At 69.5% G+C, this 21,240-nt stretch carries 26 protein-coding genes; 11 read left to right on the top strand and 15 right to left on the bottom strand.

Annotated elements, in window-relative coordinates; translation table 11 throughout:
• The first annotated feature begins 126 nt into the window (after positions 1–126).
• Both ACVCAG_RS01370 and ACVCAG_RS01365 read left to right on the top strand, forming a co-directional pair.
• The gene (locus tag ACVCAG_RS01370; RefSeq protein WP_440082115.1) at positions 127–1,284 is read left to right on the top strand and encodes a helix-turn-helix domain-containing protein; all 1,158 of its coding nucleotides are present in this window, start codon (positions 127–129) and stop codon (positions 1,282–1,284) included.
• Positions 1,285–1,378: 94 nt separating this feature from the next.
• Positions 1,379–1,807 carry a CBS domain-containing protein gene (locus tag ACVCAG_RS01365; protein WP_440082116.1) on the top strand — a complete coding sequence of 143 codons (429 nt, stop codon included), beginning with the start codon at positions 1,379–1,381 and terminating at the stop codon, positions 1,805–1,807.
• Between the two features lie 85 nt (positions 1,808–1,892).
• Here ACVCAG_RS01365 and ACVCAG_RS01360 read toward each other — a convergent pair whose 3' ends face one another.
• The gene (locus tag ACVCAG_RS01360) at positions 1,893–5,201 is read right to left on the bottom strand and encodes a S8 family serine peptidase (protein ID WP_440082117.1); all 3,309 of its coding nucleotides are present in this window, start codon (positions 5,199–5,201) and stop codon (positions 1,893–1,895) included.
• A gap of 446 nt (positions 5,202–5,647) precedes the next feature.
• Here ACVCAG_RS01360 and ACVCAG_RS01355 point away from each other — a divergent pair, with 446 nt between their 5' ends.
• The 5 genes from ACVCAG_RS01355 (at position 5,648) to ACVCAG_RS01335 (ending at position 8,751) form a co-directional block, all read left to right on the top strand.
• Positions 5,648–5,902 (top strand): Smr/MutS family protein, encoded by a 255-nt coding sequence (locus tag ACVCAG_RS01355; RefSeq protein ID WP_329093428.1) that lies wholly within the window; start codon positions 5,648–5,650, stop codon positions 5,900–5,902.
• 461 nt (positions 5,903–6,363) lie between these two features.
• Positions 6,364–6,819: a hypothetical protein gene (locus ACVCAG_RS01350; protein ID WP_447189342.1), complete on the top strand. Its 456-nt coding sequence runs from the start codon at positions 6,364–6,366 to the stop codon at positions 6,817–6,819.
• Between the two features lie 77 nt (positions 6,820–6,896).
• Positions 6,897–7,271, top strand: coding sequence for a hypothetical protein (locus ACVCAG_RS01345; RefSeq protein WP_447189341.1), 375 nt, complete (start codon positions 6,897–6,899; stop codon positions 7,269–7,271).
• Positions 7,268–8,035, top strand: coding sequence for a DUF2637 domain-containing protein (locus ACVCAG_RS01340; protein ID WP_447189340.1), 768 nt, complete (start codon positions 7,268–7,270; stop codon positions 8,033–8,035). Before ACVCAG_RS01345 ends, ACVCAG_RS01340 begins: the two co-directional genes overlap by 4 nt.
• A complete protein-coding gene (locus ACVCAG_RS01335; protein WP_447189339.1) occupies positions 8,032–8,751 on the top strand; it encodes an HNH endonuclease in 720 nt (239 codons plus the stop codon). Before ACVCAG_RS01340 ends, ACVCAG_RS01335 begins: the two co-directional genes overlap by 4 nt.
• Positions 8,752–8,956: 205 nt before the next feature.
• Here ACVCAG_RS01335 and ACVCAG_RS01330 read toward each other — a convergent pair whose 3' ends face one another.
• On the bottom strand, positions 8,957–9,196 hold the full coding sequence (locus ACVCAG_RS01330; RefSeq protein WP_447189427.1) for a GntR family transcriptional regulator: 240 nt from the start codon (positions 9,194–9,196) through the stop codon (positions 8,957–8,959).
• A gap of 189 nt (positions 9,197–9,385) precedes the next feature.
• On the opposite strand from ACVCAG_RS01330, the gene ACVCAG_RS01325 reads away from it, so the two are divergent.
• Together ACVCAG_RS01325 and ACVCAG_RS01320 are read left to right on the top strand one after the other, a co-directional pair.
• Entirely contained in the window at positions 9,386–9,532 is a 147-nt protein-coding gene (locus tag ACVCAG_RS01325; protein WP_447189338.1) for a hypothetical protein, read from the top strand.
• Complete coding sequence (locus ACVCAG_RS01320; RefSeq protein WP_447189337.1) at positions 9,529–9,717, top strand: hypothetical protein; 189 nt, start codon at positions 9,529–9,531, stop codon at positions 9,715–9,717. Before ACVCAG_RS01325 ends, ACVCAG_RS01320 begins: the two co-directional genes overlap by 4 nt.
• A gap of 108 nt (positions 9,718–9,825) precedes the next feature.
• Here ACVCAG_RS01320 and ACVCAG_RS01315 read toward each other — a convergent pair whose 3' ends face one another.
• From ACVCAG_RS01315 to ACVCAG_RS01255, 13 genes are all read right to left on the bottom strand, one after another.
• On the bottom strand, positions 9,826–11,757 hold the full coding sequence (locus ACVCAG_RS01315; protein WP_447189336.1) for a phage tail protein: 1,932 nt from the start codon (positions 11,755–11,757) through the stop codon (positions 9,826–9,828).
• Between the two features lie 4 nt (positions 11,758–11,761).
• On the bottom strand, positions 11,762–12,058 hold the full coding sequence (locus ACVCAG_RS01310) for a hypothetical protein (protein WP_447189335.1): 297 nt from the start codon (positions 12,056–12,058) through the stop codon (positions 11,762–11,764).
• 2 nt (positions 12,059–12,060) lie between these two features.
• On the bottom strand, positions 12,061–12,744 hold the full coding sequence (locus ACVCAG_RS01305) for a hypothetical protein (protein WP_447189334.1): 684 nt from the start codon (positions 12,742–12,744) through the stop codon (positions 12,061–12,063).
• Positions 12,741–12,953 carry a hypothetical protein gene (locus tag ACVCAG_RS01300; RefSeq protein WP_447189333.1) on the bottom strand — a complete coding sequence of 71 codons (213 nt, stop codon included), beginning with the start codon at positions 12,951–12,953 and terminating at the stop codon, positions 12,741–12,743. The genes ACVCAG_RS01305 and ACVCAG_RS01300 overlap by 4 nt, the downstream gene beginning before the upstream one ends.
• Entirely contained in the window at positions 12,950–13,345 is a 396-nt protein-coding gene (locus ACVCAG_RS01295) for a helix-turn-helix domain-containing protein (protein ID WP_447189332.1), read from the bottom strand. Before ACVCAG_RS01295 ends, ACVCAG_RS01300 begins: the two co-directional genes overlap by 4 nt.
• A 16-nt stretch (positions 13,346–13,361) precedes the next feature.
• Entirely contained in the window at positions 13,362–13,577 is a 216-nt protein-coding gene (locus ACVCAG_RS01290; protein WP_447189331.1) for a hypothetical protein, read from the bottom strand.
• A 61-nt stretch (positions 13,578–13,638) separates the two neighbouring features.
• Positions 13,639–13,911 carry a hypothetical protein gene (locus ACVCAG_RS01285; protein ID WP_447189330.1) on the bottom strand — a complete coding sequence of 91 codons (273 nt, stop codon included), beginning with the start codon at positions 13,909–13,911 and terminating at the stop codon, positions 13,639–13,641.
• A complete protein-coding gene (locus ACVCAG_RS01280) occupies positions 13,901–14,236 on the bottom strand; it encodes a hypothetical protein (protein WP_447189329.1) in 336 nt (111 codons plus the stop codon). Before ACVCAG_RS01280 ends, ACVCAG_RS01285 begins: the two co-directional genes overlap by 11 nt.
• On the bottom strand, positions 14,233–14,610 hold the full coding sequence (locus tag ACVCAG_RS01275; RefSeq protein WP_447189328.1) for a helix-turn-helix domain-containing protein: 378 nt from the start codon (positions 14,608–14,610) through the stop codon (positions 14,233–14,235). Before ACVCAG_RS01275 ends, ACVCAG_RS01280 begins: the two co-directional genes overlap by 4 nt.
• Before the next feature lie 146 nt (positions 14,611–14,756).
• Positions 14,757–15,233, bottom strand: a complete 477-nt coding sequence (locus tag ACVCAG_RS01270) for a hypothetical protein (RefSeq protein WP_447189327.1) — start codon at positions 15,231–15,233, stop codon at positions 14,757–14,759.
• Positions 15,230–15,547, bottom strand: coding sequence for a hypothetical protein (locus ACVCAG_RS01265; RefSeq protein WP_447189326.1), 318 nt, complete (start codon positions 15,545–15,547; stop codon positions 15,230–15,232). The genes ACVCAG_RS01270 and ACVCAG_RS01265 overlap by 4 nt, the downstream gene beginning before the upstream one ends.
• Positions 15,548–15,900: 353 nt before the next feature.
• Complete coding sequence (locus ACVCAG_RS01260) at positions 15,901–18,666, bottom strand: bifunctional DNA primase/polymerase (protein ID WP_447189325.1); 2,766 nt, start codon at positions 18,664–18,666, stop codon at positions 15,901–15,903.
• Entirely contained in the window at positions 18,663–18,851 is a 189-nt protein-coding gene (locus tag ACVCAG_RS01255; RefSeq protein ID WP_447189324.1) for a helix-turn-helix transcriptional regulator, read from the bottom strand. Before ACVCAG_RS01255 ends, ACVCAG_RS01260 begins: the two co-directional genes overlap by 4 nt.
• Positions 18,852–19,057: 206 nt before the next feature.
• Here ACVCAG_RS01255 and ACVCAG_RS01250 point away from each other — a divergent pair, with 206 nt between their 5' ends.
• On the top strand, positions 19,058–19,735 hold the full coding sequence (locus ACVCAG_RS01250) for a hypothetical protein (RefSeq protein ID WP_447189323.1): 678 nt from the start codon (positions 19,058–19,060) through the stop codon (positions 19,733–19,735).
• Complete coding sequence (locus ACVCAG_RS01245) at positions 19,735–21,006, top strand: tyrosine-type recombinase/integrase (RefSeq protein WP_447189322.1); 1,272 nt, start codon at positions 19,735–19,737, stop codon at positions 21,004–21,006. The genes ACVCAG_RS01250 and ACVCAG_RS01245 overlap by 1 nt, the downstream gene beginning before the upstream one ends.
• The last annotated feature ends 234 nt before the right edge of the window (positions 21,007–21,240 follow it).

The following is a 21,240-nucleotide window of genomic DNA, read 5'->3' as shown; positions in this document are numbered from 1 at the left end:
GCCGGTTGTGCGCGCGCACAACCCCGCATCACGAAACAGAACAGAACCTTGTTCGGCTAGGTGCCTTGCTGTCACGATCCCCAGATGGGGACCCGCCCGGTTACGGACGAAGAAGTACGCAGGATCATGCGCCTGGCCGCCCGCAGGCTGCTGCTGAGGCTTCCCGAGCTCACCGACGAACTCGTCGCGAAGATCCGCGACACCGACGAGGCGTACCGGCGGATGGTCCCCACCGACGACCACTGGCAGAGCGTCTACGCGGCGATGCGGGACGGCATCGGCGCCATCCTGCTGCCCCGCTCCGAACGGTGCGACCTGCCTCAGGCGGAGAAGACCGCCCGGCGCAGGGCCGAGCAGGGACTGCCCATGGACTCCCTGCTGCGCAGCTACCGGCTCTCCGCGCAGGTGATGTGGGACGGCCTCATCGACGTGGTCGCCGAAGAGGAATCAGACAGCCTGCCGGTCCTGCTCCGCAGTGCCACGAAGGTGTGGCACGCCATCGACAGGCAGGCGATCGCCGCCGCCGAGGCCTACCGAAGACGGGAGGCCGAGATGTTCGGCCGCACAGCCGAGAGGGTCCAGGCCCTGCTCGACGCGCTCCTGGAGGACCGGGTCGACGCCGCCCTCGTCCGCAGTGCCGCCGCCGGGCTCGACCTGCCCGAACTGGGCCGGTACGCCGTCGTCATCACCCGGCTGCCCGGCCGCCACGACCACGGGGACGACGCCCCCAGGCCGACCGCCCTGGGCGTGATGCGCCTGCTGTGGCGGATGCGCCCCGACTACGAGGTGTCGGTCGTGCTGCTGCACGACGCGAACATGGACGACCTGGCCGAGGAGCTCCGCCCGCACGTCACCGGATGCGCGGGGATCAGCCCGGTCGTCGAGGGGCTGGCGGAACTGGGCCGCGCCAGGCGGCTCGCCGAGCTGGCCCTGCGGACCTGCGTGGGCGAGGGCCCGGAGATCGCCAGGCTGGAGGACAGGCTGCCCGCCGCGCTGGTGGTCAGCCAGCCCGAGCTCGCCGGTCACCTCAGCGGCGCTGTGCTGCGGCCCATCCTCGCCCTCGACCAGGCCGACCGGGAGGTGCTCCTCGGCACCCTGGAGGCGTGGCTGCGGTGCGAGGGCTCGGCCATGCGCGCCGCGGGGCAGCTGTACTGCCACCGCAACACGGTCTTCAACCGCATCCGCCGCATCGAGCAGCTCACCGGCCGGTCGCTCGCGCGCCCGCTCGACATCGTGGAGCTCACCCTGGCCCTCGACGCGGTACGGCTGCTGCCCGTCACCTGATAATCACACGCTTTGCCCATTTCAGCGCTTAGCGTGTGGCACAAAGGGGCAAAGGAAAGGGATACCCGCGCCAGGCTGAACCGAGGTGGTGTCAATGCTGATCGGTACGATTCTGCAAGGCAAGGGAGCGGAGGTGGCGACCGTCCGCCCGGACGCGACGGTCGCCGCGCTGCTGGCCGTGCTGGCCGAGAAGAACATCGGTGCCGTGGTGGTGTCCGAGGACGGCTCGTCCATCGCGGGCATCGTCTCCGAGCGCGACGTCGTGCGGCGGCTGCACGACCGCGGCGCCGGCGTGCTGGACGAGCCGGTGTCGTCGATCATGACGACCGAGGTCCGCACCTGCCCGCCGGACGCCGATGTCGACGACCTCCGCCAGACCATGACCACGCACCGCATCCGGCACGTGCCGGTCGTGAGCGCCGGTCGGCTGGCCGGGATCGTGAGCATCGGCGACGTGGTCAAGAGTTCCATCGAGGCGCTGGAGACCGAGAAGGCCTACCTGGTCGACTATCTCCACCGCTGAGCCCTGAGCTCGTGAGCCCGGACGGGTCCGGGCTCACGAGCCAGGACGGGCCCGGCGCGTCGCGCCGGGCCCGTCACGTTTCCCCTTACTGCACGGTTATCCTGTCCACCTCTATCGTCAGGCCCTTGACCTGCGGTGTCGACGTGCCCGTGGTCACCGTCCCGACGCCGGGGCTGACGCCCTTGATCTTCATCGTGTAGCTCAGGCTGCCTCCCGGGGCGCCGGGCGTGCTGGACACCCGGAGGTCCTCGGCCGGCGGGCCGCTGATCTGGCCGCCCGCGGTGCCGTCGGCGTTCTCGGCGCCCACGGTGAGGCCGTAGCCCGCCGGGGGATCGCCGGGCAGGTTGGCCGGGTCATAGGTGTAGGTGATGTCCTCGGTCCCGTTCAGGCCGATCCACTGCTGGAAGACCTTGAGGTCGCTCGTTCCGTAGAGGTTGACCCGCCACTCGATGACGAGCCAGTCGCTCACGCCGTCGGTCAGCGTGCCGGCGTAGACGCCCGGCGCGCCGGTGCCGTCCAGGTCCGTCCAGTAGGGGGCGAGCACGTTGTTCGGGCGCGTGGGGTCGGGCAGGGTCTGTGGCTGGAACGAGACGTCGGCCGAGCCCGAGCTTCCCCCGGCGATCGTGTAGCCGTTGGAGACGATGCCGAGCCTGGTGTAGGTGTTGCCCGCGTACTGGAACGGGGGCACGGTGAAGTTGATCGCCTGCTCGTCGCCGATCGGCGTCGGCGCGATGCCGAAGGCGTCGAGCGGCAGGTACGGGGCCGGACCTGTGCCAGGGGCGATGCCCGGCCTGTCCGGCTGCCTGGCCGCGAGGGTGGCCTTCGTCGTCGCGATCTGCGAACCGACCTTGGTGGCGCCGGTCACCGAGTTCAGGCGCAGCCTGCCGTCGAGCGTGCTGACCGCCGTGACCTCGGCGTTCTCCAGGGTGTCGTTCTGCACGGTGACCGTGCAGGTGGACTCGCCGGTGTCGCGCGGGATGGTGGCCGGTGCGCAGGTCTGGTCCACCGGGATGGCGCCCTCCTTGCGGACGAACGCGACCGGCAGGTGCAGGTTGCGCGAGCCGCCGACCTGCTTGAGGTTCACCTGGCCGAAGTACTGGCCCTCCGGCAGGTCCGGCGCGGTGATGACCACGCTGAGCTTGACGCTCTTGCCCGCCTTCACGCTGAACAGCGGCGGCAGCACCGTGATGTTCGCGCCGCTCACGGTCGTGCCCGTGGCGGTGAAGGTGAGCGTCTTGTTCGTGACGTTGGTGAACGTCCGCTTGGCGGTGATGAGGCCCGGCATGATCGGGGCGTTCACCGACGGCAGGTTCAGGTCGATGCGGTTCAGCGGGTCGTCGGCCGAGGCGGTGAAGTTCTCGCCCGTCTCGTTCAGGGTCAGGCCGGGGTCACCGGCCTTGGTCAGGTCGATGCGCCCGCCGCCGGTGTCGAACGGGTCGGCCGGGGTGACGCGGTCCTGCTTGGTGACCGAGGTCTTGGCCGTCGTCTCCAGCGCGGACTTCACCTGGCCCGGCGTCCAGTCCGGGTGCAGCGCGAACAGCAGGGCCGCGGAGCCCGCGACGTGCGGCGACGACATCGAGGTGCCCGAGATGGCCTGGTAGAGGTTGCCCTGCGGGCCGCCGGCCGGACCCTCGAGCAGCGGGGTTTGACCGGCCAGGATGTGCAGGCCGGGGGCGGTGACGTCCGGCTTGAGGAAGTCGCCGCCGGGGCCGCGCGAGGAGAACGTGGTGATCGCGTCGCCCTGCCAGGTGGCCTTGGTGCCCTGGGTGAACGAGGCCGTCGCGCCGGGGTTGGCCGACAGGAACGCCAGCAGGGCGTCCCCCTCGGGCTTGTCGATGTGGACGGAGGGGATCCAGTGGTTGTCCGTCATCACGTCGAGCGGGGTGGCGTTGTACAGGATCATCCCGGCCGCGCCGCCCTGCCGGACGTTGAAGCCCTTCAGGACCCGGTCGGGACCGCGCTCACAGACGACGATCTTCCCGGTGAACAGGCCCGGGGGTGCGGGCGCGGTGCAGAGCGGGTTGGAGTACGGCGGGGCCGAGGCCCGCACCACCGGCAGCGGGGAGGCGATGCCCGGGGTGATGGAGGCGCCCTTCACCGTGGCCGTCGCGCCGCCGGAACCGGACAGCGTGACCGTCGACTGGAAGGTCCTGGTCTGCGTGGAGGCCGCCACCGTGGTCACCCACGGGCTGACGTGGTTGACGGTCGCCGCGCCGGGACCGGCGTTGCCCGCCGAGGCCGAGACGAGCACGCCCGCCGAGTACGCGTCGAGGAAGGCGAGTTCCACCGGGTCGCTGTAGGGGGAGGTGCCGCCGGAGATCGAGAAGTTGATCACGCGGACGCCGTCGAGGATGGCCCGGCCGACCGCCTGGGCGGAGTCGGAGGGATAGCAGCCCGTGACGCCGCAGACCTTGTAGACCGACACGTGCGCCGCCGGGGCGATGCCGTGGATCGGTCCCCGGTTGATGCCGAGCGGGTTCGCGTCGGCCACCGGGCCGCCCGCCGAGGTCGTCGCGGTGTGGGTGCCGTGGCCGTTGGAGTCGCGGGCGCTGTCCGGGAAGGTCTCGCCGGGGACGTTCGCGTTGTAGGTCTCCAGGAACGGGGCGCCGCCGATGACCTTCCGGTTGCAGACGAACGGGTCGGCCGCCGGGGTCAGCGGGTTGTCGCCGAAGTCGCAGACGCGCGGCGTGCCGTCCTTGGTCGCCGGTACGGCGGGCAGCGTGCCGGGGTCGGCGAACTGGGGGTGCTCGGGCCAGGCGCCGGAGTCCAGGATGCCGACGATGACGCCCTTGCCCGACGAGGAACTGCCGCCCAGCTTGCTGTAGATCGCGGGCGCTCCGATGAACGCGGGGCTGGAGTCGGTCAGCAGCTGCTCGGGCTTGTCCTCCTGGACGGCGGCGACACCGGGCAGCTTCAGCAGCGCGGCCGCCTTGTTCGCGGGGACGCGCAGCGCGATGCCGCCGTAGACGGTCCGCAGCTTCTGGCCCGCCTTGGCGCCTGGCACGTTCCTGGCCAGCTCGGCGAGGAAGGTGTTCTCGACGTCCTCGATGTGCCGCTGGTATTTCTGCGCGTCGCCGCTCTTGATGTCAAGAGCCTTTCCGGTCTTCGCCGGGCTCGTCGCGGGAAGTCCTTCGAGACCGCCCTGATAGGCGGCGAAAGAGTCGTAGTCGAGTTTGACCATCACGTTGACCGTGGCGCCCGAGGTCGACTTCAGCAGCCCCTCGTCACTCCGGGCGAGTTTGCCGGTGGGGGACTTCGCGCCCTGGACCGGCTCACCCCCGGTCAGGGGAGTCGCCGTCCATTTGGCGGACGGCGTGGGGGTGGGGGTGGGATCCGCGCTCGCCGGCGGCGCCATCGCCGCGACGAGCCCGACGCCGGCGGCGAGTACCGCCACGCGTCTGATCCTCGGTGAGTAGGGCTTCCTGGCCAACGAGACCTCCCTGTAGGCACGCGTGAACCGCCACGCCACAGGGAGGGAGGCCACCCGCGGGCCCGGGGCAGGGCATGCCGGAGAGGCCGTGACCCTCCCCGGTGGGTGACGCGCGATCGGCCACCCGGTAAAGGCGGCCGATCATGACAGGGAGCCTAACTAGACAGCATTTGTCTGCCTAGATCATTGAATTGACACAATAATCCTGGGAATTGGTCAAATTTGATTGCAGACTAGGCCGATGTTTCGGTGTCCCCGAGGTCCGCGACTCCTGACGTCTCGCGCCCGCGCGATTCGCGATCGCGGGCGGACATGATGGCGGGGCGTGATCACGGGGAGGCGTGCCCGCCGCGAAGGCGTGGCGTGCCGCCCCGCGTAAACTGGCCCCACCTGACACGCGGGAGGCTCGGTTGAAGCTCAAGCTTGATCTACACCCCCTCTACAACAAGGGCGGGGAGATCGACAAGGCGCTGCGGGGCATCATCGACGAGGCCATCAGGAAGAAGGCCACCGAGGTCGAGATCATCCCCGGCAAGGGCTCGGGCCAGCTGAAGAAGAAGGTCCTGCGCTTCCTGGAGCAGAAGGAGATCAAGGCCCTCTACCACCGCATCGACAAGGACGCCAAGAACCACGGCCGCCTCTTCGTCTACTTCCGCTACAAGTAGAGAAGGGGGGTCTCCGACCTGCGGAGGCCTGCCTCAAACCGCCTCTGACCTGGGCTTTCTTGTCTCGTCAGGTCTCATTAAATCGCGGGCAATCTCAAGGTGATGTGCCCTCCGTGTGCCCTGTCTCCGGCCGCGATTCCCGCGAGGGGAGTTCCGCCCCTTCCTCGTCGATATACCAGCGCCAGAAGGTGACCGTCAGCTTCGACAGGTCGCCGTCTGGCGCTTTTTCGCGTACTCGCCTGACGAGCTCCTCAGGCGCTCCGCGTACGCCGACGAGCTTGTGTCTGTGCTGGCTTGGCACGGATCCTCCCGGGTGGTTGACCACCTGAGGGTAACACCCTATGGTGGTGGTTAACCACCTCTGGTGGTGCAAGTCGATCCAATGAAAGCGGCCCCCGACCAGCGATTCCAGCGCTGGACGAGGGCCTTGATCACCACCTGCGTGAACAGGAAGAGATCCAATGAGCAAGCTTATGAGCCTCACCGCCGCCGCTGCCACCCGTACCGCCCTGACCGTCCCCCAGCTCGAAGGGTGGGCGTGCGTCATCTGCGCCGTGCTCGGCATCCCCGCCGTCTTCGTCGGGATCATCGGTGGCTGCGAGGTCTACGCCTGCAACGCCTGCGCCTCCCAGCCCACCCCGCCGGCCGCCCCGCTCGCCTCCGCCGCCTGCCCGTCCTGGTGCGACACCGACCACCGCAACGGCGTCGACGTCGAGCACGACTCCGGGCTCGACGTCGTCCACCCCAGCCACGAGTTCATGACCGGCCTGCGCCAGCAGCCCGGCGACGAGGTGCTCATCGTGCTGTCCGACGACGAGCGCAGCGAAGGCACCCTCACCGTCGAGCAGGCCGAGCACCTCGTCGCGCACCTGCAGACCCTCATCACGGCCGCCCGCCAGGGTGCCCGTTCCTCATAGCAAGACGGCCCCCGGTCGGTGTTGGAGCACCGGCCGGGGGCCTCGACCCCATCCCCTGCGTACACAGGAGAGAGATCGTGGAAAAGACCGTACCTAACCCCGCCCCCGGCCCGCAGCGCTGCCCGCTCGGCTGGTGCGACGCCACCCACCCCCGCACCGACCCCGACGTCGTACAGCACACCCGGCTCGTCGCCGACCTCGACACCGACCGCAACACTGTCCAGATCACCTACCTCGTCGTCGAGGCGGCCGGCCAGCTGCAGCCGCCCGTCCTGGAGCTGCTGTACGGCCCGGACTGGGCGGTCCCGGCGAAGCTCTTCATCCCGTTGGCGGCGGCCGGGGCGCTCGGCGACGTCATCGCCCTGCTCGACATCCGCACCTTCCCCGACTTCGGTGCGGCCCTGTCGCGCGGTTCGAAGGGCCCGGAGCAGGGCGGGGCGGTGGCCTGGTGATCCGCTTCTTCACGACTCTGGTCGTCCTGCTCCTGGCCGCGGTCGCCGCAATCGTGTCCTACCGGCACGCCTACGAGGTGGTGATCGCCAACGGCGAGTCCGGGTTCACCGCCTACCTGGTGCCGACCACGATCGACGGCGCGATCTTCGCCTCTTCCATGGTGCTGCTCGACGCGGCCCGCCGGGGGCTGTCCGTGCCGAAGCTCGCCCGGTGGACCCTCGGCCTCGGCATCCTGGCCACCCTCGCGGCGAACGTCGCGCACGGCTGGGCTCACGGCCCGGTCGGGGCGATCGTCGCCGCGTGGCCGGCCGTCGCGCTCGTTCTGTCGTACGAGCTGCTGATGGGGATGATCCGGCGAGGTACAGCCGCCCCGGCGCCGCTCGAGGTCGTCGCCTCCGACGGGAAGGCGGTGGATGAGGTCGAGCGGGCGTGGCGTGATGTTGAGGAACTCCTGAGGCTCACCGAGCAGGCCGAGGTACACCGGCCCGCTGTACCTGCGCAGGTCGCAGCCCCGGTGCTGATCGACCTCGGCGACCCCCGCGACGAGCAGCTCGTCGACGACGTCCAGATCGAGGTACAGCCGGAAGGCGTACCTGACCCCGACGCGGAGCTGTACCCGCTGGCCCTGTCTCACTTCCTGGCCGACGTCACCCAGGGCGAGCCGCCGTCCGTCCGCACCATCAAGGCGCGGATGAACGTCGGTACCGACCGGGCGCGGAAGCTGCGGGCGTACCTCGGCGGCCTGGTCGAGGTCGCGTCGTGAGCGGCAAGAGGTACCGTCCCCGGCACACCCGGGGGGTGTACGGCCAGTGGCTCAGGGAGCGCCTGGCGGTCCGGGACGGGGCGCGCTGCTTCTACTGCTGGAAGCCGTACGAGGACCCGACGCTGCTCACGTTCGATCACTACGTGCCGTCGGCGGTGTGGCGCTGCTCGGAGCCGTGGAACCTCGTGCTGGCGTGCCCGCCCTGCAACGAGGCGAAGGCCGACAAGCTGCCGTGGCCGCTGGTGTGGCTGCTGCTCGCCAGGGCCCGGGGGGTGGAGGTCGGCGAGCGGTCTGACCGGCCGAAGATGGGGGGCCTACTCGTGCCCCTACCGAGGGCCTACCTGTCCGGCAGGCACTACCCGGCCACTACCGCGTGTGACCTGCGCGGTAGTGGCGGTAGGGGCATTTCACGCACCCTCGGAAACGGGCCCTGGAGGCCCACTTCCGGGGTCCAGAGCGGGGTCATGGTCTTGAGGGGCAGGGTCAATAACTTGAGGCGGTGTCCAGGATCCTTGACCCTCCTCTGGACCCTGCCACCTGCGCTCTTGAAGCGTCGCGGGGGTCTTGAGGGTCTCCCCGGGAACGGTTCCTCGACGGCCCTGTACGGCTGTGCGTGGGGGAGAGCACCGAGGAGCGTGTTGATCTTCGTAGGGGTGTCGGCGCGCTGTCGCCGGCCTGTCGGCCACGGTGTCGCGACACCTGTCGGAACGCGCTGACCTGTAACCCCCGCCCGCGACACCCCGGCCCCTTCACGGGGGTGCCACGGTGTCGCGGGCGGGGGTGCCACCCCCCTGCCACGCCAGGTGCCACCCCGGGTGCCACGAAGGGGTGCCACACCCCGTGGCACCCCTTCTGACCTGTAACCCCCTTGCACGTGGCACCCCCACCCCTCCGCGAGGGTGCCACAGCCCCGGCCGCCGGCTACTTCTCGGCCGGGGCCGCGACGAACGTCCCGACACCCCGCACGGAGTAGGCGACGCCTTCCTGCCGCATCCGGGTGAGGACCTTCTGCGCGGTGTTCGCCGCGACGCCGAACTCTGCGACCAGGTCGTGCTGGGACGGGAGCTGGCTGTCGGGCGGGTAGGTGCCGTCGGCGATCCGCTGCTTGAGGACCTCGGCTATCTGCGTCCACTTCGGCGCGTTCGGCCGCCACTCGATCATCACAGCTACACCGTAGGCACGCATGCTGACCTGCGGATACGCACGCTCAACCAAGGGAGTGTACGGTAGAGCATGGTTAACCATGGGCAGGTGGATTAATGTGGTGCATGACGGTCGCTCAACGTGACGAGCCCGCCACGACGCCGTGAACGTCGGACGGGCTCTTGATCGGACTCGGAGGTCCGACCCATGGATCAGCGTACGACCAACGGCATCACCTGGAACGCCCCTTCCCAGCCCCGGGACTGGCGCGCAGGGAAGCCCGACGACCCCGACATCAAGGCCGCCCTCGTCGCCTCGGTCCTCGCCACCTGGCGGGAAGCCTGGACGTCATGACCGACGGACCCCGGCCCGGCCTCTGCGGAGCCTGCCGCTGGCCGATCAGCCGCCTGTGGTCCCTGTACCTCGGCTACTACTGGGGGGCCGACGTGCGCGAGGACTACCTGTTCCTGCCCGCGGCGGCCTGCATCGCCAACCGGGGGCCGCTCGGCTACGGCCCTCACACCCCGCCTGCCCAATAGCTTCCGTCCCGGCGCAGACTCCCGGCGAAGCCTCGGCTCGGGGGTCGGGACGGAACGCGGCGCCCCCAGATCTGGAGGGACCTGGGGGCGCCGCTTCATGCCCGGGGGTCAGGCGCGGGCGGTGTACTCGAAGCCGAACTGGGCGCCCAGACGCGGGATATCGGCCGATTCGCGGATGACCGCGTTCGGCATGTTGATCGTGACACCGCCCGGGGCTGAGCCGCCGCCGAAGCCGCCGCCGCCGTCCATCGCCACGCCCGGACTGTCCGTGATGCTGGTCCCGCCGATCAGGTTGACCTTCTGCTGCGCGGCTTTCTGCTTCTTCATGGCGGCGGTGATCGCGGCGTCGATGGCCGCCCGGGAGTCTCCGAACCCTTCCTCGGCCGCCGCCTTGGCGTTCTTCATGACCGTCTTCACCGCGGTCACCGCCAGAGCGCCCTTGGCGAGAACGCCATTGATCCAGCCCTGGATGGTGTTCTCGCCGATGCCCTCGTACAGCTTCGACGGCGAATGCGAGTCCAGGAATCCGGTGACAGCGTCGGTAGCGTTCTTGACCACGGATTTCGCCGCGTCAATCGCCGCTCCCGCCATGTTTTTGATGCCGTTCACCAAGCCAGCGATCAGATCCCGCCCGGCCTGCACGAGCAGCTCGCCGAGGTTCCCAAGGCCCGCCTTGATCTTCCCGGGCAGCTCCTTCATGAAGGTGACGGCCTTCGTGACCCCCTCAGAGATGATCGTCGTCAGCTTGTTCCACGCGTTCGTCGCAAGGGTTTTCAGCCCTTCCCAGGCTGCGGTCATCGCGCTCTTGAAGAGCTCCCCGGCCTTGTTCAGAATCCCCTGGATAGCCCTCCCGGCGCCCTCGACGATCGCGTACAGGGCGTTCCACACCCCGACCACGATGTTCTTCAGCCCGTCCCAGACCCGCGACCAGTCGCCGGTGAAGATCCCGGCGAAGACGTCCCACACGCCCTTGATGGCCTGCCACAGCCCGTTCCAGGCGCCGAGCAGGCCGGAGACGAGGGATCCGAGCGCGGCCAGGATTGTGGACCCCCACGTGTCCCACAGCGCCTTGATCGCATCCAGGGCCGAGGAGACTGCGGCCAGCATGGAGTCGAATCCGCTCTTGATGGCGTCGCCCCACGCGGTGATCGTCCCCTGATTCTCAGCCACCCAGGCCGAGACGGACGTGAAGACGTCGTTGAAGATCGCCTTGGCCTTGCCGACAATCTCGGAGATCTTCGCGCCCCACTCCGACAAGGGGCCGGAGCTGCCGGAGAACGCGGCCTTGAAGTCGTCAATCTTCTGCGTGGCCCAGGTGACGAAGTTCAGGAAGCCGGAGATGGCGCCACCGAGGGTGGTCACCAGGAACGTCGCTACCGGCATTCCGGCGTCGATGATCGCGGGCAGGTTCGCGATGAAGGAGTCGATGACCGTGATGGCGGTGTTGAACACGGTGTCGATCAGCGGCGCGACCTTCTCGAACGCCTTGCCCAGGGCTTCGCCGAGCGGCTCCAGCTTCGTGGCGAGCTTTTCCAGCCCGGCCAGCATCGGCCCCTGCAGGGGTTCGGCGGCCTTCTGGAACGCGGTCAACGCCTGCTTGCCGAAGTCGGCGAACTCGGCCTTGACCTCCTTCGACATCGCCAGGTACGCGCCGAGCCCGGCGACGCCGAGGGTGAGACCGCCCGCGATACCGAGCACACCGGCCGAGGCCACCGCGGTGGCGATGCCGATCAGCGCGACCGCTTTCGCGGTGCCGGCCGCGGCGTTCCCTGCCTGTTCGAAGGAGTCGCGGGCGACGTCCATGGCCGCGCTGATCCGCGACGACTCGTCCTCGGCGCCGTCGCCCGCCAGGCCGAACCCGGCGACGATGGCGTTGAACTCGGCGTCGAAGTCGAGGTTCTCGGCGAGGCTGTCGAGGTGCTTGTTCGCGTTGGCCTGGAGGGACTGCAGGGCCCGCTCGGCGCCGTCGACGGCCGAGTCGAAACCCTTGTCGTCGGCGTCGATGATGGCGTGGAGTTCGCCGAGAGACAGAGTCGACATGGGTTCAGCCCTCCCTGTTGCGTGCCGCGTGGGCGCCCACCGTGGTCAGCCACTCGGCCGCCGGGGTTCCGCCGGCCGCCTTGTCCCACTCGTCGCAGGCGTGTCCGGCCTGCGCGGCGAGCTGCCCGATGAACCACGCGAGCGCCTGCGCGGTGTGCCCGGGGTGGCGGTTCTGCAGGTCGCGCATCGCGGCGAGGACCTGGCGGCCGAGCTCGCCGGAAGGCAGGCCTGAGCGGGCGGTGGTGATGAGGCCGACGGCGGCGGCGAGGGCGTCGGCGCGGCCGGACGGGGGGAGCGACACGATCAGGCGCCTTCCTCGGGCACGGCGAGCAGGCCGGGAAGCCGCTCGGCGGCGCGGCCGGTGCGCTCCTCGATCGTGCTCGGCCAGGAATCCGAGGTGACTCGCTCGCCGCGCTCGGCCGCGGCCTGCTCGATGCTGCGTCGCAGGGCGAGCGCGGCCACCTCCCCGGGCCGCAGAACCGGCCACGACTCCCGGCCCCCGCCCGGCGGGCGGTACAGCAGCGACCGGGTGCCGAGAGCGGTGTCGGCGCCGAGCACACCGCCAGCCCTCATCAGGTCGAGCTCGTCGTGCTCCTCGGCCACCATGCGCGCCCGCATGATTCGGGCGTGAGCGGCGCGCACCCGACCCGACAGGGCATGCTCGGCGTCGACCAGGCGGCCAAGCGCGGCCAGCGCGTCAGCGAACGCGGCGCGCACCGGGGCGGCCACCTCGCCGAGGCCGGCCACATCGTCGGCCAGCGCTTCGTACTCGGCGCGGCGGGCCGCGGCCTGCTCCTTGTCCGCGCGGCGGCGGGCCGCCTCGGCGCGCATCGTCGCGAACGTCACCAGGTCCCGATGCTCGGCAAGCTGCGCCGGGGTCACCGAGTCGTCCCCGTCGAGGAGACGTTCCTCCAGGGCGGCCAGGAGTGCAGCGGCCTCGGCGGCTTCCGCTTCGGCGGCTTGCAGGTCGGTGGGGACGGTACTCACGCCTCGCCGCCGTCCTGCTCACTCGCACCCTGGCCGAGCTGGGAAGCCGCGAAGATGGCGGTGGCCCGGCGTTCGTCCTCGGGCAGCTCGGCGAACAGGGTGGGGTTGTCCTTCGCGAGCTGCACGTAGCTGGTCAGCTGCGTGCGCCGCTCGGCTGTCGGAACGTCCTGCGCGGCCATCTTCTTGGTGAGCGCCTCGGCCAGGGTCATGGGGTCCGCCTCTCGTCTGGGGTGATCAGCCATTGGCGTCCGACTCGGCGGGCCCGCAGTACGCCCGACGCGCACAGGCGGCGAACGTACTGCGGACTGCAACCCATCTCCGAAGCCATGCCCATGACCGTGATCTCCACGATGGCGGGCCGCGGCTCTGGGGTTTCGCTACGGAAACCCGGCTCGTCACAGCGCTGAGAAGCCGCGTGCAAGGCGTGAAGAACCTGCCGTGCCACCGGGCCGATCTCGCCACCATCGGCCCGCACGCGCGCGGTAAGGCCGATGGTGAGGAGGCGCAAGACGGGGGCGGCCACCTCGGGCGGGATGACGACGGATCCGTCTTCCCGCAGCAGCGTGCGGAAGTCGCCGGCCGCCGCCGCGGGAAACTTCACCGGGCGCCGGGCCCGGTCAGGCCGGCTCGTCGTCGAGCGGCGCCGGAACGATCGGCGGCCACCCCGGGCGAATCGCGACGACGTGCGGGCTGTGCGGGTCGGCCAGGCCGGCGTTCGTGGGCACGTTGACGTCGCCGGGCCGGGGGTCGACGGCGGCGTCTCGCAGCGGGGTGCCGAGCTGGACGACGTCGACGTCGCGCGAGTCGGTCGCGGGGGTGGTGTTCTTCTCCATGGGGTTGTCCTTCCGAGGTGAAGCGGGATGAGGGTCGAGGGGTCCGGGTCACGCGGGAGGGTCACGCAACGTCGTCCTCGCCGCGGCCGGCCGGGCGCGCACGCTCCCGAACCGTCTGCCGGATCAGGTCGCGCAGCTTCCGGCGGCGCCGGGCCACGGTCCCGCCGCGGATCGTCGTCAGCAGCAGGTTGACCACCGGCCCCGGGACGGTGAGCAGGAGCCGTTCCAGCTGCTCCCGGTCGAGCGGGGCGGTCATCTCCCGCATCTTGGCGTCATCGCCGTCCAGGGCCGCGACGAACAGGTCGAACATGAAAACGACTGGGTCATGCTTCATCGAGGTGTCCTTCCAAGATCGTGAGTTTCTGCTGTGCGCGGGCGGCCTGGGCTGCCTGGGCGAACTGCACGGCGCCCGCGGCGAACATCGAGTCATCCGAGGCGGCCACCGCGCGGCTGAGCAGCTCCAGGTAGCGGCTGGGAGGATCCGCTGGCGGCGGGTCTCCGGACTCGACGCGCAACCAGTCCGCGCTTTCACCGAACACGTCCAGCACGGCGAGGACCGACACGCGGATGGTGCTGCCGTCGTCGAGCGTGAACGTCATGGTGCCCGGCCGGGCGGCCTCCAGGGCGGTCAGCCGGTTCGCGAGGGCTCGGCGGCTCACCGGTAGGGCCCTTCCTTCTCGGCGGTCTCCAGGGCGGCGAGGCGCTCTTCCAGGTCGACGCTCTCGCGGATCGTGATGACGGCGCTCAGGATCGCGGTGGCGGCGCGGACGCGGACGGCTTCGCTGTCGGCGTGCAGGCTGCAGCGCAGGGTCGCGACCGCTTCGACGGACGCTTCGATGAGGGCGCCGACCGTGCGGCCGAGGAGCTGCGCGCGGAGTTCGGCGACCTGCGTGGTGAACGCGTGGTTGTCGAGCCACCGGTTGACGGTGCGGGGAGAGACGCCGCCGGCGCGGGCGGCGTCGGCGATGCTGACGCCGCTGGCGAGGGCGAGCAGGACGGCGTTCTCTCCTCTGCGCGGGACTTTCTCGGCCAACTTCGGTCATCTCCTTCGTGCCTGGGTGGTGCGGCGGTGGCTCGCGCGCGGCATTTCCGCGGATCGGTGAGGCGCCGCGGACGGGGGGTCGCGCGCATCGTTTCCACCGATCGACGAGGCGGCGCGGACGGGCACGCGGCGGGGGTTCACGCGGCGGCCTGGTCGGCTCGTCGGCATCCGCTGCACAGGCCGTAGGAGGCTTGGACGGGCGGGATGACAAACGCGGGGAGCGGGGCGACGTTGACGAGGATCGCGGGGAGTTGCACGACGAGGCTGGTGATCTTCACGCAGGCGCGTCGGCAGTGATCACAGCGCTTGTCCTCCCGGGTGCCCTTGATACGTCGGTAGGCGCGCTCGGCGCATGGAGGGCACCGGATCTTCCCGGGCGCCCAGGGGGCCCAGAACGCGGGCTGAGGGGCGCTGGTGGACAGGTGCGAGCACAGGGTGAGAGCGCCTTGCCGGGCGAGCGTGTTGAGGCGGTCGAGGATCGTCGTGCTGACGGGGCCGGGCAGGTTGTAGGTGACCGCGGAGCCGATCTGGTGGGCGGTGCGGTGCAGCGAGTTGAGGGCGTGGCCGGCGGCTGCGTCGGCCTGGTCGAGTAGGGCGGTGGTCGCGGCGTTCATGAGGGCTGCACCACCGTGATGCCGATGGTGGTCTGGATGGGCGCGCTGAGATCGGAGTAGGTCCGGCGGTACTCACTGGAGTGGGTGGGGCCGAGCTCGGTGACGAAGACGGGCTCGGTGTCGTTGGTGGGGCTGTCGTCGGACCACCGGGTCTTGACGACGGCCCAGGCGATGATCGGGTACGTCATTTCGCGGCTGGTGGTGTGCTTGCGGGTGGTCGAGTCGTATTCCACTTCGCGGATGTGGACGTTCCATCCGGGGTTGGCGGTGGTGAGGCTGAGCAGCTCGTTGCGGAACTTCTCGGGCGTGGTCATAGGGAGTCCTTCGGTGGCGTGGCGATGAGCGGGGAGAGAGGTCTGCGGGGTTTGTTGCGGGGTTTGTGCGGAGTTTGAGAAGAGATCATTTAGGCGAAATCCCGCGCGGTTTTCGCAGGCGGGAGAGCTGCGCCTGGATGCTGCGGGCTTTGCGGGGTTTCGCTGTTCGGTCCGGCCCTCATTCGTGTTCACGTGTGCGCGCAGGCGCATGTGTGTAGGACTGAGATTCAAACCCCGCAAACCCCGCAAACGACCTTCACATGCACTCTGACGTGCTGTTTCGGTTGCGGGGTTTGGCCCAAATGACCTATCGTCAAACCCCGCACAAACCCCGCAGCAAACCCCGCAGGCGATCATGTCGAGTCGCCTGCATGACCGTCTGCGACGTTCTCGACGTGGTAGAGCCACACCTTGCTGTGCGGGTCGATGGCGCCCTGGAGCCGGATCCCGGCGAAGATGCGGCCCCTGCGGGAGCTGAGGTACTTTCCCAGCCCCTTGGCGGACACGACCGTGCCGTCCGCCTTCGTGGGGAAGGTGCCGTCCCACGTGTCGATCCACTGGCCGTTGAGCATCTGCCCGCGGCTGCTCTCGACGAGTTCGGCGCCCTTCTTCCTGGCCGTCCCGAACTTCGCGTGCCAGCGGGCGAGGAATGCCGCGGTGGACGTCTCTTCCTCGTCTCCCTCGTTGGACAGCTCTTCGGCGTTGGCGAGGAAGTCGGGCAGGCCGTAGAAGTTGACGAAGCCGCCGACCATCTGGGCCCACTTTGAGAAGTTCCGCATCTGCAGGTCGGTCCGCTGCGGGGCGCCGGCCGCGACCCAAGCGCGCACCAGGACGAGCAGGGCCCGGAACAGGGTGGCGCGGTTGGCGGGGTGGTCGAGCCAGCTCCACAGGTCGCCGATGGCGAAGCCGGTGCGCAGTTCGGGGCGCTCCATCTGCGGGTCGAGGCGGATGAGCACCGACCGTGAGGCGTTGTCGCCGCCCACGTTGACGTTGTTGCCGGTGACGAACCACACCCGGTCGTTGACGCTGCTGATCATGTTGTTGACGCCGAGGATGCGGGAGCTCCACTCGCGGGCGGTGAGCAGCATCGACAGGGAGGGGTGGCTGACCGTGTCGAAGGTGCCGACGTTGTCGAAGCAGATGACGGGGTCGGTGGTGTCCCTCAGGAGGGAGGTGATGGTCTTGGCCATCTCCTCGTCGCGGGAGATCCAGGGGTTCATGCGCATGCCGTACAGCGCCTTGAGGATCTCGGTGAGGAGGCTTTTGCCTGCGCCGCGGGTGGTGGCGCTCACGACGCCGAGGGGGCGGGAGCCGTTCACGTAGAGCCGCAGGAGCGGTGTCACGAGCATGGCGAAGTAGTTCGACCTGGAGGCTTCGGAGTCGAAGCAGAAGTCGGCGAGCACGTACTCCAGGACGAACTTCAGGGCCTGGGCGACCTCCTCGGGGGCGGGGTGTTCGGGGACTGCGGAGACGTCGATGGTGGGGCGGTGGTAGAGGCGGGTGGCCGGGTCGTATCCGGCGGTGGTGAGGACGCTCCCGTCTGGCCGGATGATCGGCGTGGTGATGACCCCGGCGAGGATGGGCAGGCCGGGCCATTCCGATTGGCTGAGGACGGCTTTGGCCGCGGCCACGTTCGGCAGGGCCGAGATCACCTTCAGGTCGTCCTTGACGAGCTTGAGCTTGTAGCACGCGGTGTGCCGGGCCAGGAGCATCCGCAGGGCGTCGGGGGTGAGGGCGGGGATCAGCAGACGCGTCTCTGAACCGTCGTTGATCTCGTGCACCTGCGACGGTTCGCCATTGTGGATGTAGAGGCCGGGGATCTTGCGGGCGTTGAGGGCGTCGCTGATGGCGAGCAGCGCGGCATCTTCATGCGTGATGTCGATCCGCGGCCGGGCGTCGTCGACCACGGGAGCGGAGTGCAGCTGGCGGATGGTGGCGAGGTTGCCGTCGGTCCCGATGCTCGGCGCGATGAGGTCCCCGGGGTTGTACCGCTCGGGCTCGCTGCCGTACCCCTGAGTGCGCAGGGCCTTCCCGGCGGCGCTGAGAGCGGCCGGGCCGGTCGATCCCTGGGTGAGCAGGGTGTAGGCGCCGAACTTGTCGTACGGCCTCTCAGCTTCGAATTCCGTCGACGTGGTCCACGCGTAGAAGTTGTCGGCCCCGTTCCTGCCCGTGGAGGCGCTGATGCCGATGTTCTTGCCGGGGCGCCGCCAGTAGGTGACGCCGCGGGAGTTGGTGTAGAGGCGGGTCCAGCCGTGGACGCCGATGATGTCGTCCCACACGGCGCGCGCGTTGAAGTCGTCGCCGGGCCGGAGCTGGCCGTCGTCGGCCCGGCCCGGCTGGCGGAACCCAGGGGCGGCCGGAGGCGTCACGGGGGGCGTGGCCTGCTCGGTGGCGGGCATCTGGTCGAGGGCGCCCGCGAGGTGGTGGAGGGCGTCGCGCTCTTCCGGGGTGACGGTGGCGATGGTGGAGAAGCCGCCCGTCACCATGGTCCAGGAGCCGCCGGTGGGGTGGGTGCGCCCGCTGGAGGGGGCGGTCACCACGAATCCGCCTTCGCCGCGGGTCTCGATGAGCACCTGGGGGAGCTGCTCGCCGCGGGTCACTCGGTCGAGGGCTTCTTGCCGCTTGACCCGGCGGTCGGAGTCCTGCTCGGTGTTGATGCTGGCCTGCTGCTCGGCCTTCCAGGCGGCGAGCTCGTCGGGCGTGCTGGGACGCTGGGCGAGCTTCGTGTTCCCGGCCACGTCGCCGTCGACGTGGTACAGGATGTGGATGCCACCGGTCGGGGTCCGCTCGGAGTAGCCGAGGATGACCCGCCGCCAGAGGTCGCCGAGGCCGGACGCGTCGGCGATCTCGGCGAGCTCGCGGGCGACGCCCTCGGCGATAGCGCGGCCCTCGAACTCGAAGAGCTCCAGGTTGCCGGACACGGCCCCGGTGACGATGCCGAGGCCGTGGGCGTTCTCGGCGAACCACCTGTCGAGCTGGGCGAGGGTGGGGCGCTCGCTCTGGTACCGCTTCCATGAGGGGCCGTCGGGCCACGGCTGCTTGGTGCCGTTCGTGGCCGCAGGGATAACGCACAGGCCGTTGGCGTGCGCGTCGTGTGCGGCTTCGTGCAGGTTAGTCACGCGGACCGCCGGGCCGCCTGCTGGTCGAGCCACTTCTCGATGTCACTCCACCGGTACCTGATGTGTCGCCCGACCTTGGACCAGCGGGGGCCGGTCCCGAGGTAACGCCACTGGGTCAGCGTCTTCTCGGGCACCTGAAGGTAGGCGGCGACCTCAGGAGGCTTACCGAGCTGTCGTGATTCCATCCCTGCTCCGTCCACGTAATCTCGACAATCAACGAGATGTTCACGACCATAATGGGAACTGCTGGGCGTCCGCAAGGTGTGGTGGTAGCGTCAGGATTATGTCGACAGGACGCATAGAAATTGGGGCCAGTGGCCGCATGGTCGCAGCGAATCTCAAGCGGCTCCGCGAAGCGCGAGGGCTCAGCCTGCGGGCACTATCTCGCCTGGTGGGTGAGCAGACCAAGAGGTCATTGAGCGTTGACGCACTCAACAAGATCGAGAACATTGCCACCGGGGCGGGGACCGGAACCCGGCGCGTCGACGTCGACGACCTGGTCGCCCTGGCGCTCGTGCTCAAGGTGAACGTGTCGGCCCTCCTGCTCCCGCCGACCGCGCGCGGCACGGGCGAGCTCACAGGGATCGATCACCCCGTCAGTGCCTTCCGTCTCTGGTCGTGGGCGGCCGGTGAACTCCCGCTCACGCCGCAGGATGACCCGGCTTGCGACGAGGAGGAAGTTGCCCGCTCTCGGCCTGACGACGACTACAAGTACTTCGACTACTGGAACAAGCGGTCGCAGCAGTGGGATGAGGACTGTCGGCCTCACCACCGGATCGACAGGGCGAGGGACTGGGCGCGGCATCACGAGGCGCTCAGCAAGGCGACCAACGCCGCCCAGGTCGCGGTCAACGCCGGGATGTCCATTCCCGCCGTGATCGATTGGCTCATGGAATCCCTCCAGCAGCACGCGCTCTTTGAGCGGCTGGACAAGAAAGAGCGCGTGCTGACGACCGTGGGGAGCTCGGACTACAACCGCATGAGCTTCTCCGACAACTGGAAGCAGCTTCCGGACGAGGAAGCCAGGGCTTCCGTTGCTCGCATCATGGATCGAGCGAAGGAGGATTGATGGCCGTCACCGATCGGTGGCACAAGTCCCGGCCCCGGCCGGGCGAGCCGAAGTGCAGGTGCCGCCCGGCGAAGGTGCCGACCGCCGAGCACGGCCAAGGCAAGCGGTGGCAAGTCCGCTGGCGTGACGACGCGGGCGAGCCGCAGAAGCTCAACTTCGAGAAGCTGCCCGACGCGCAGAGCAAGGACGCGCAGATCAAGGCCAGCCTCGACCGGGGCGACTACCTCGACCCGAAGGCTGGCCAAGTCACCCTTGGCTCGTACGCGAAGCAGTGGCGGGAGGGCCTGACGTCCGACCCGGGCACGCTGGAGCAGATCGATAGCCGCCTGTCCAAGTGGGTGTTCGGTAAGAGCATCAGCGCGCACACCATGGGCATGCTCGCCAAGCGGCCCTCCCTCGTGCAGGCGTGGGTCAAGGAGATGGAGAAGGCCGGGCTTCAGCCGTCCACGATCAAGCTCATCGTCGGCACGGTGTCGGCCATCTTCAACGCCGCGATCGACGACCAGATCATCGGCCGGAACCCGTGCGCCACGAAGTCGGTACGGCCGCCAGCGCGCGCACCGAAGAAGGTCGTCCCCTGGACGCTCGGTCAGGTCGAGGCCATGGGGGAGGCGCTCCCGTCTCCGTACCGGGCCATGGCCTACCTGGGGGCCGGGTGCGCGCACCGCCAGGGGGAGCTGTTCGGCATCGCCGTGGACGACGTCGACTTCCTCGGCCGGGCGGTCCAGGTGCTCCGGCAGGTGCGGATCATCGACAACCAGCTCGTGTTCGCCCCGCCGAAGCGTGGCAAGACCCGCACGGTTCCGTTGCCCGAGTCGGTCGCGCTCCGGCTCAGCGCGCACATCGCCGCGTATCCGCCGGCCGAGGTGACCTTGCCCTGGCGGACGCCGGACGGCGAGCCGACGACGGTGACCCTGCTCTTCACCGGCCCGCGCGGGGGAGCGCTGCACCGCAACACCTTCAACCACACGTGGCGCCTGGGCCTGGAGGTCGCGGGCATCGTCCCGCCGCCCGCCGCGGGGGAGAGGCGCAAGACGTACCGGGAGCACGGGTGCCATGCACTTCGGCACACCGCGGCCTCGGCCTGGCTCCGCGCCGGGGTCGACATCCGGACGGTGGCCGAGTACCTCGGGCACAGCGATCCGGGCTTCACGCTCCGTACGTACACGCACCTCATGCCGGATGCCGCGGACCGTGCTCGGAAGGCGATGGATGCCTTCTTCGCCGAGGGCGCTGCGGATGTGTCGAGTGCCCTGGTTGTGCCCTCGTGAAGATCGTTATGGGCGTTGACGCTGGTAGACGCGATGGTCGCATACTTCCGCTACAAGTAGGCCGGAGAGCGCGGCGGCGACCACCGCGGGATCGTCGAGTCCGAGACAAACCGCTGCTGTAAGCCCAGGTCAACGCCGATCTCTTCAACGCGGAAGACGTAAGGGCCAGCGGTGATGAACTGTCGGCCCGAGAGGCCCTCACCGGTCCTGGGCCGTCTGCGGGCCGTCAGACCA

The sequence above is a fragment of the Streptosporangium sp. G12 genome, assembly GCF_052983175.1.
This window is presented reverse-complemented; position numbering and strand designations above follow the sequence as displayed.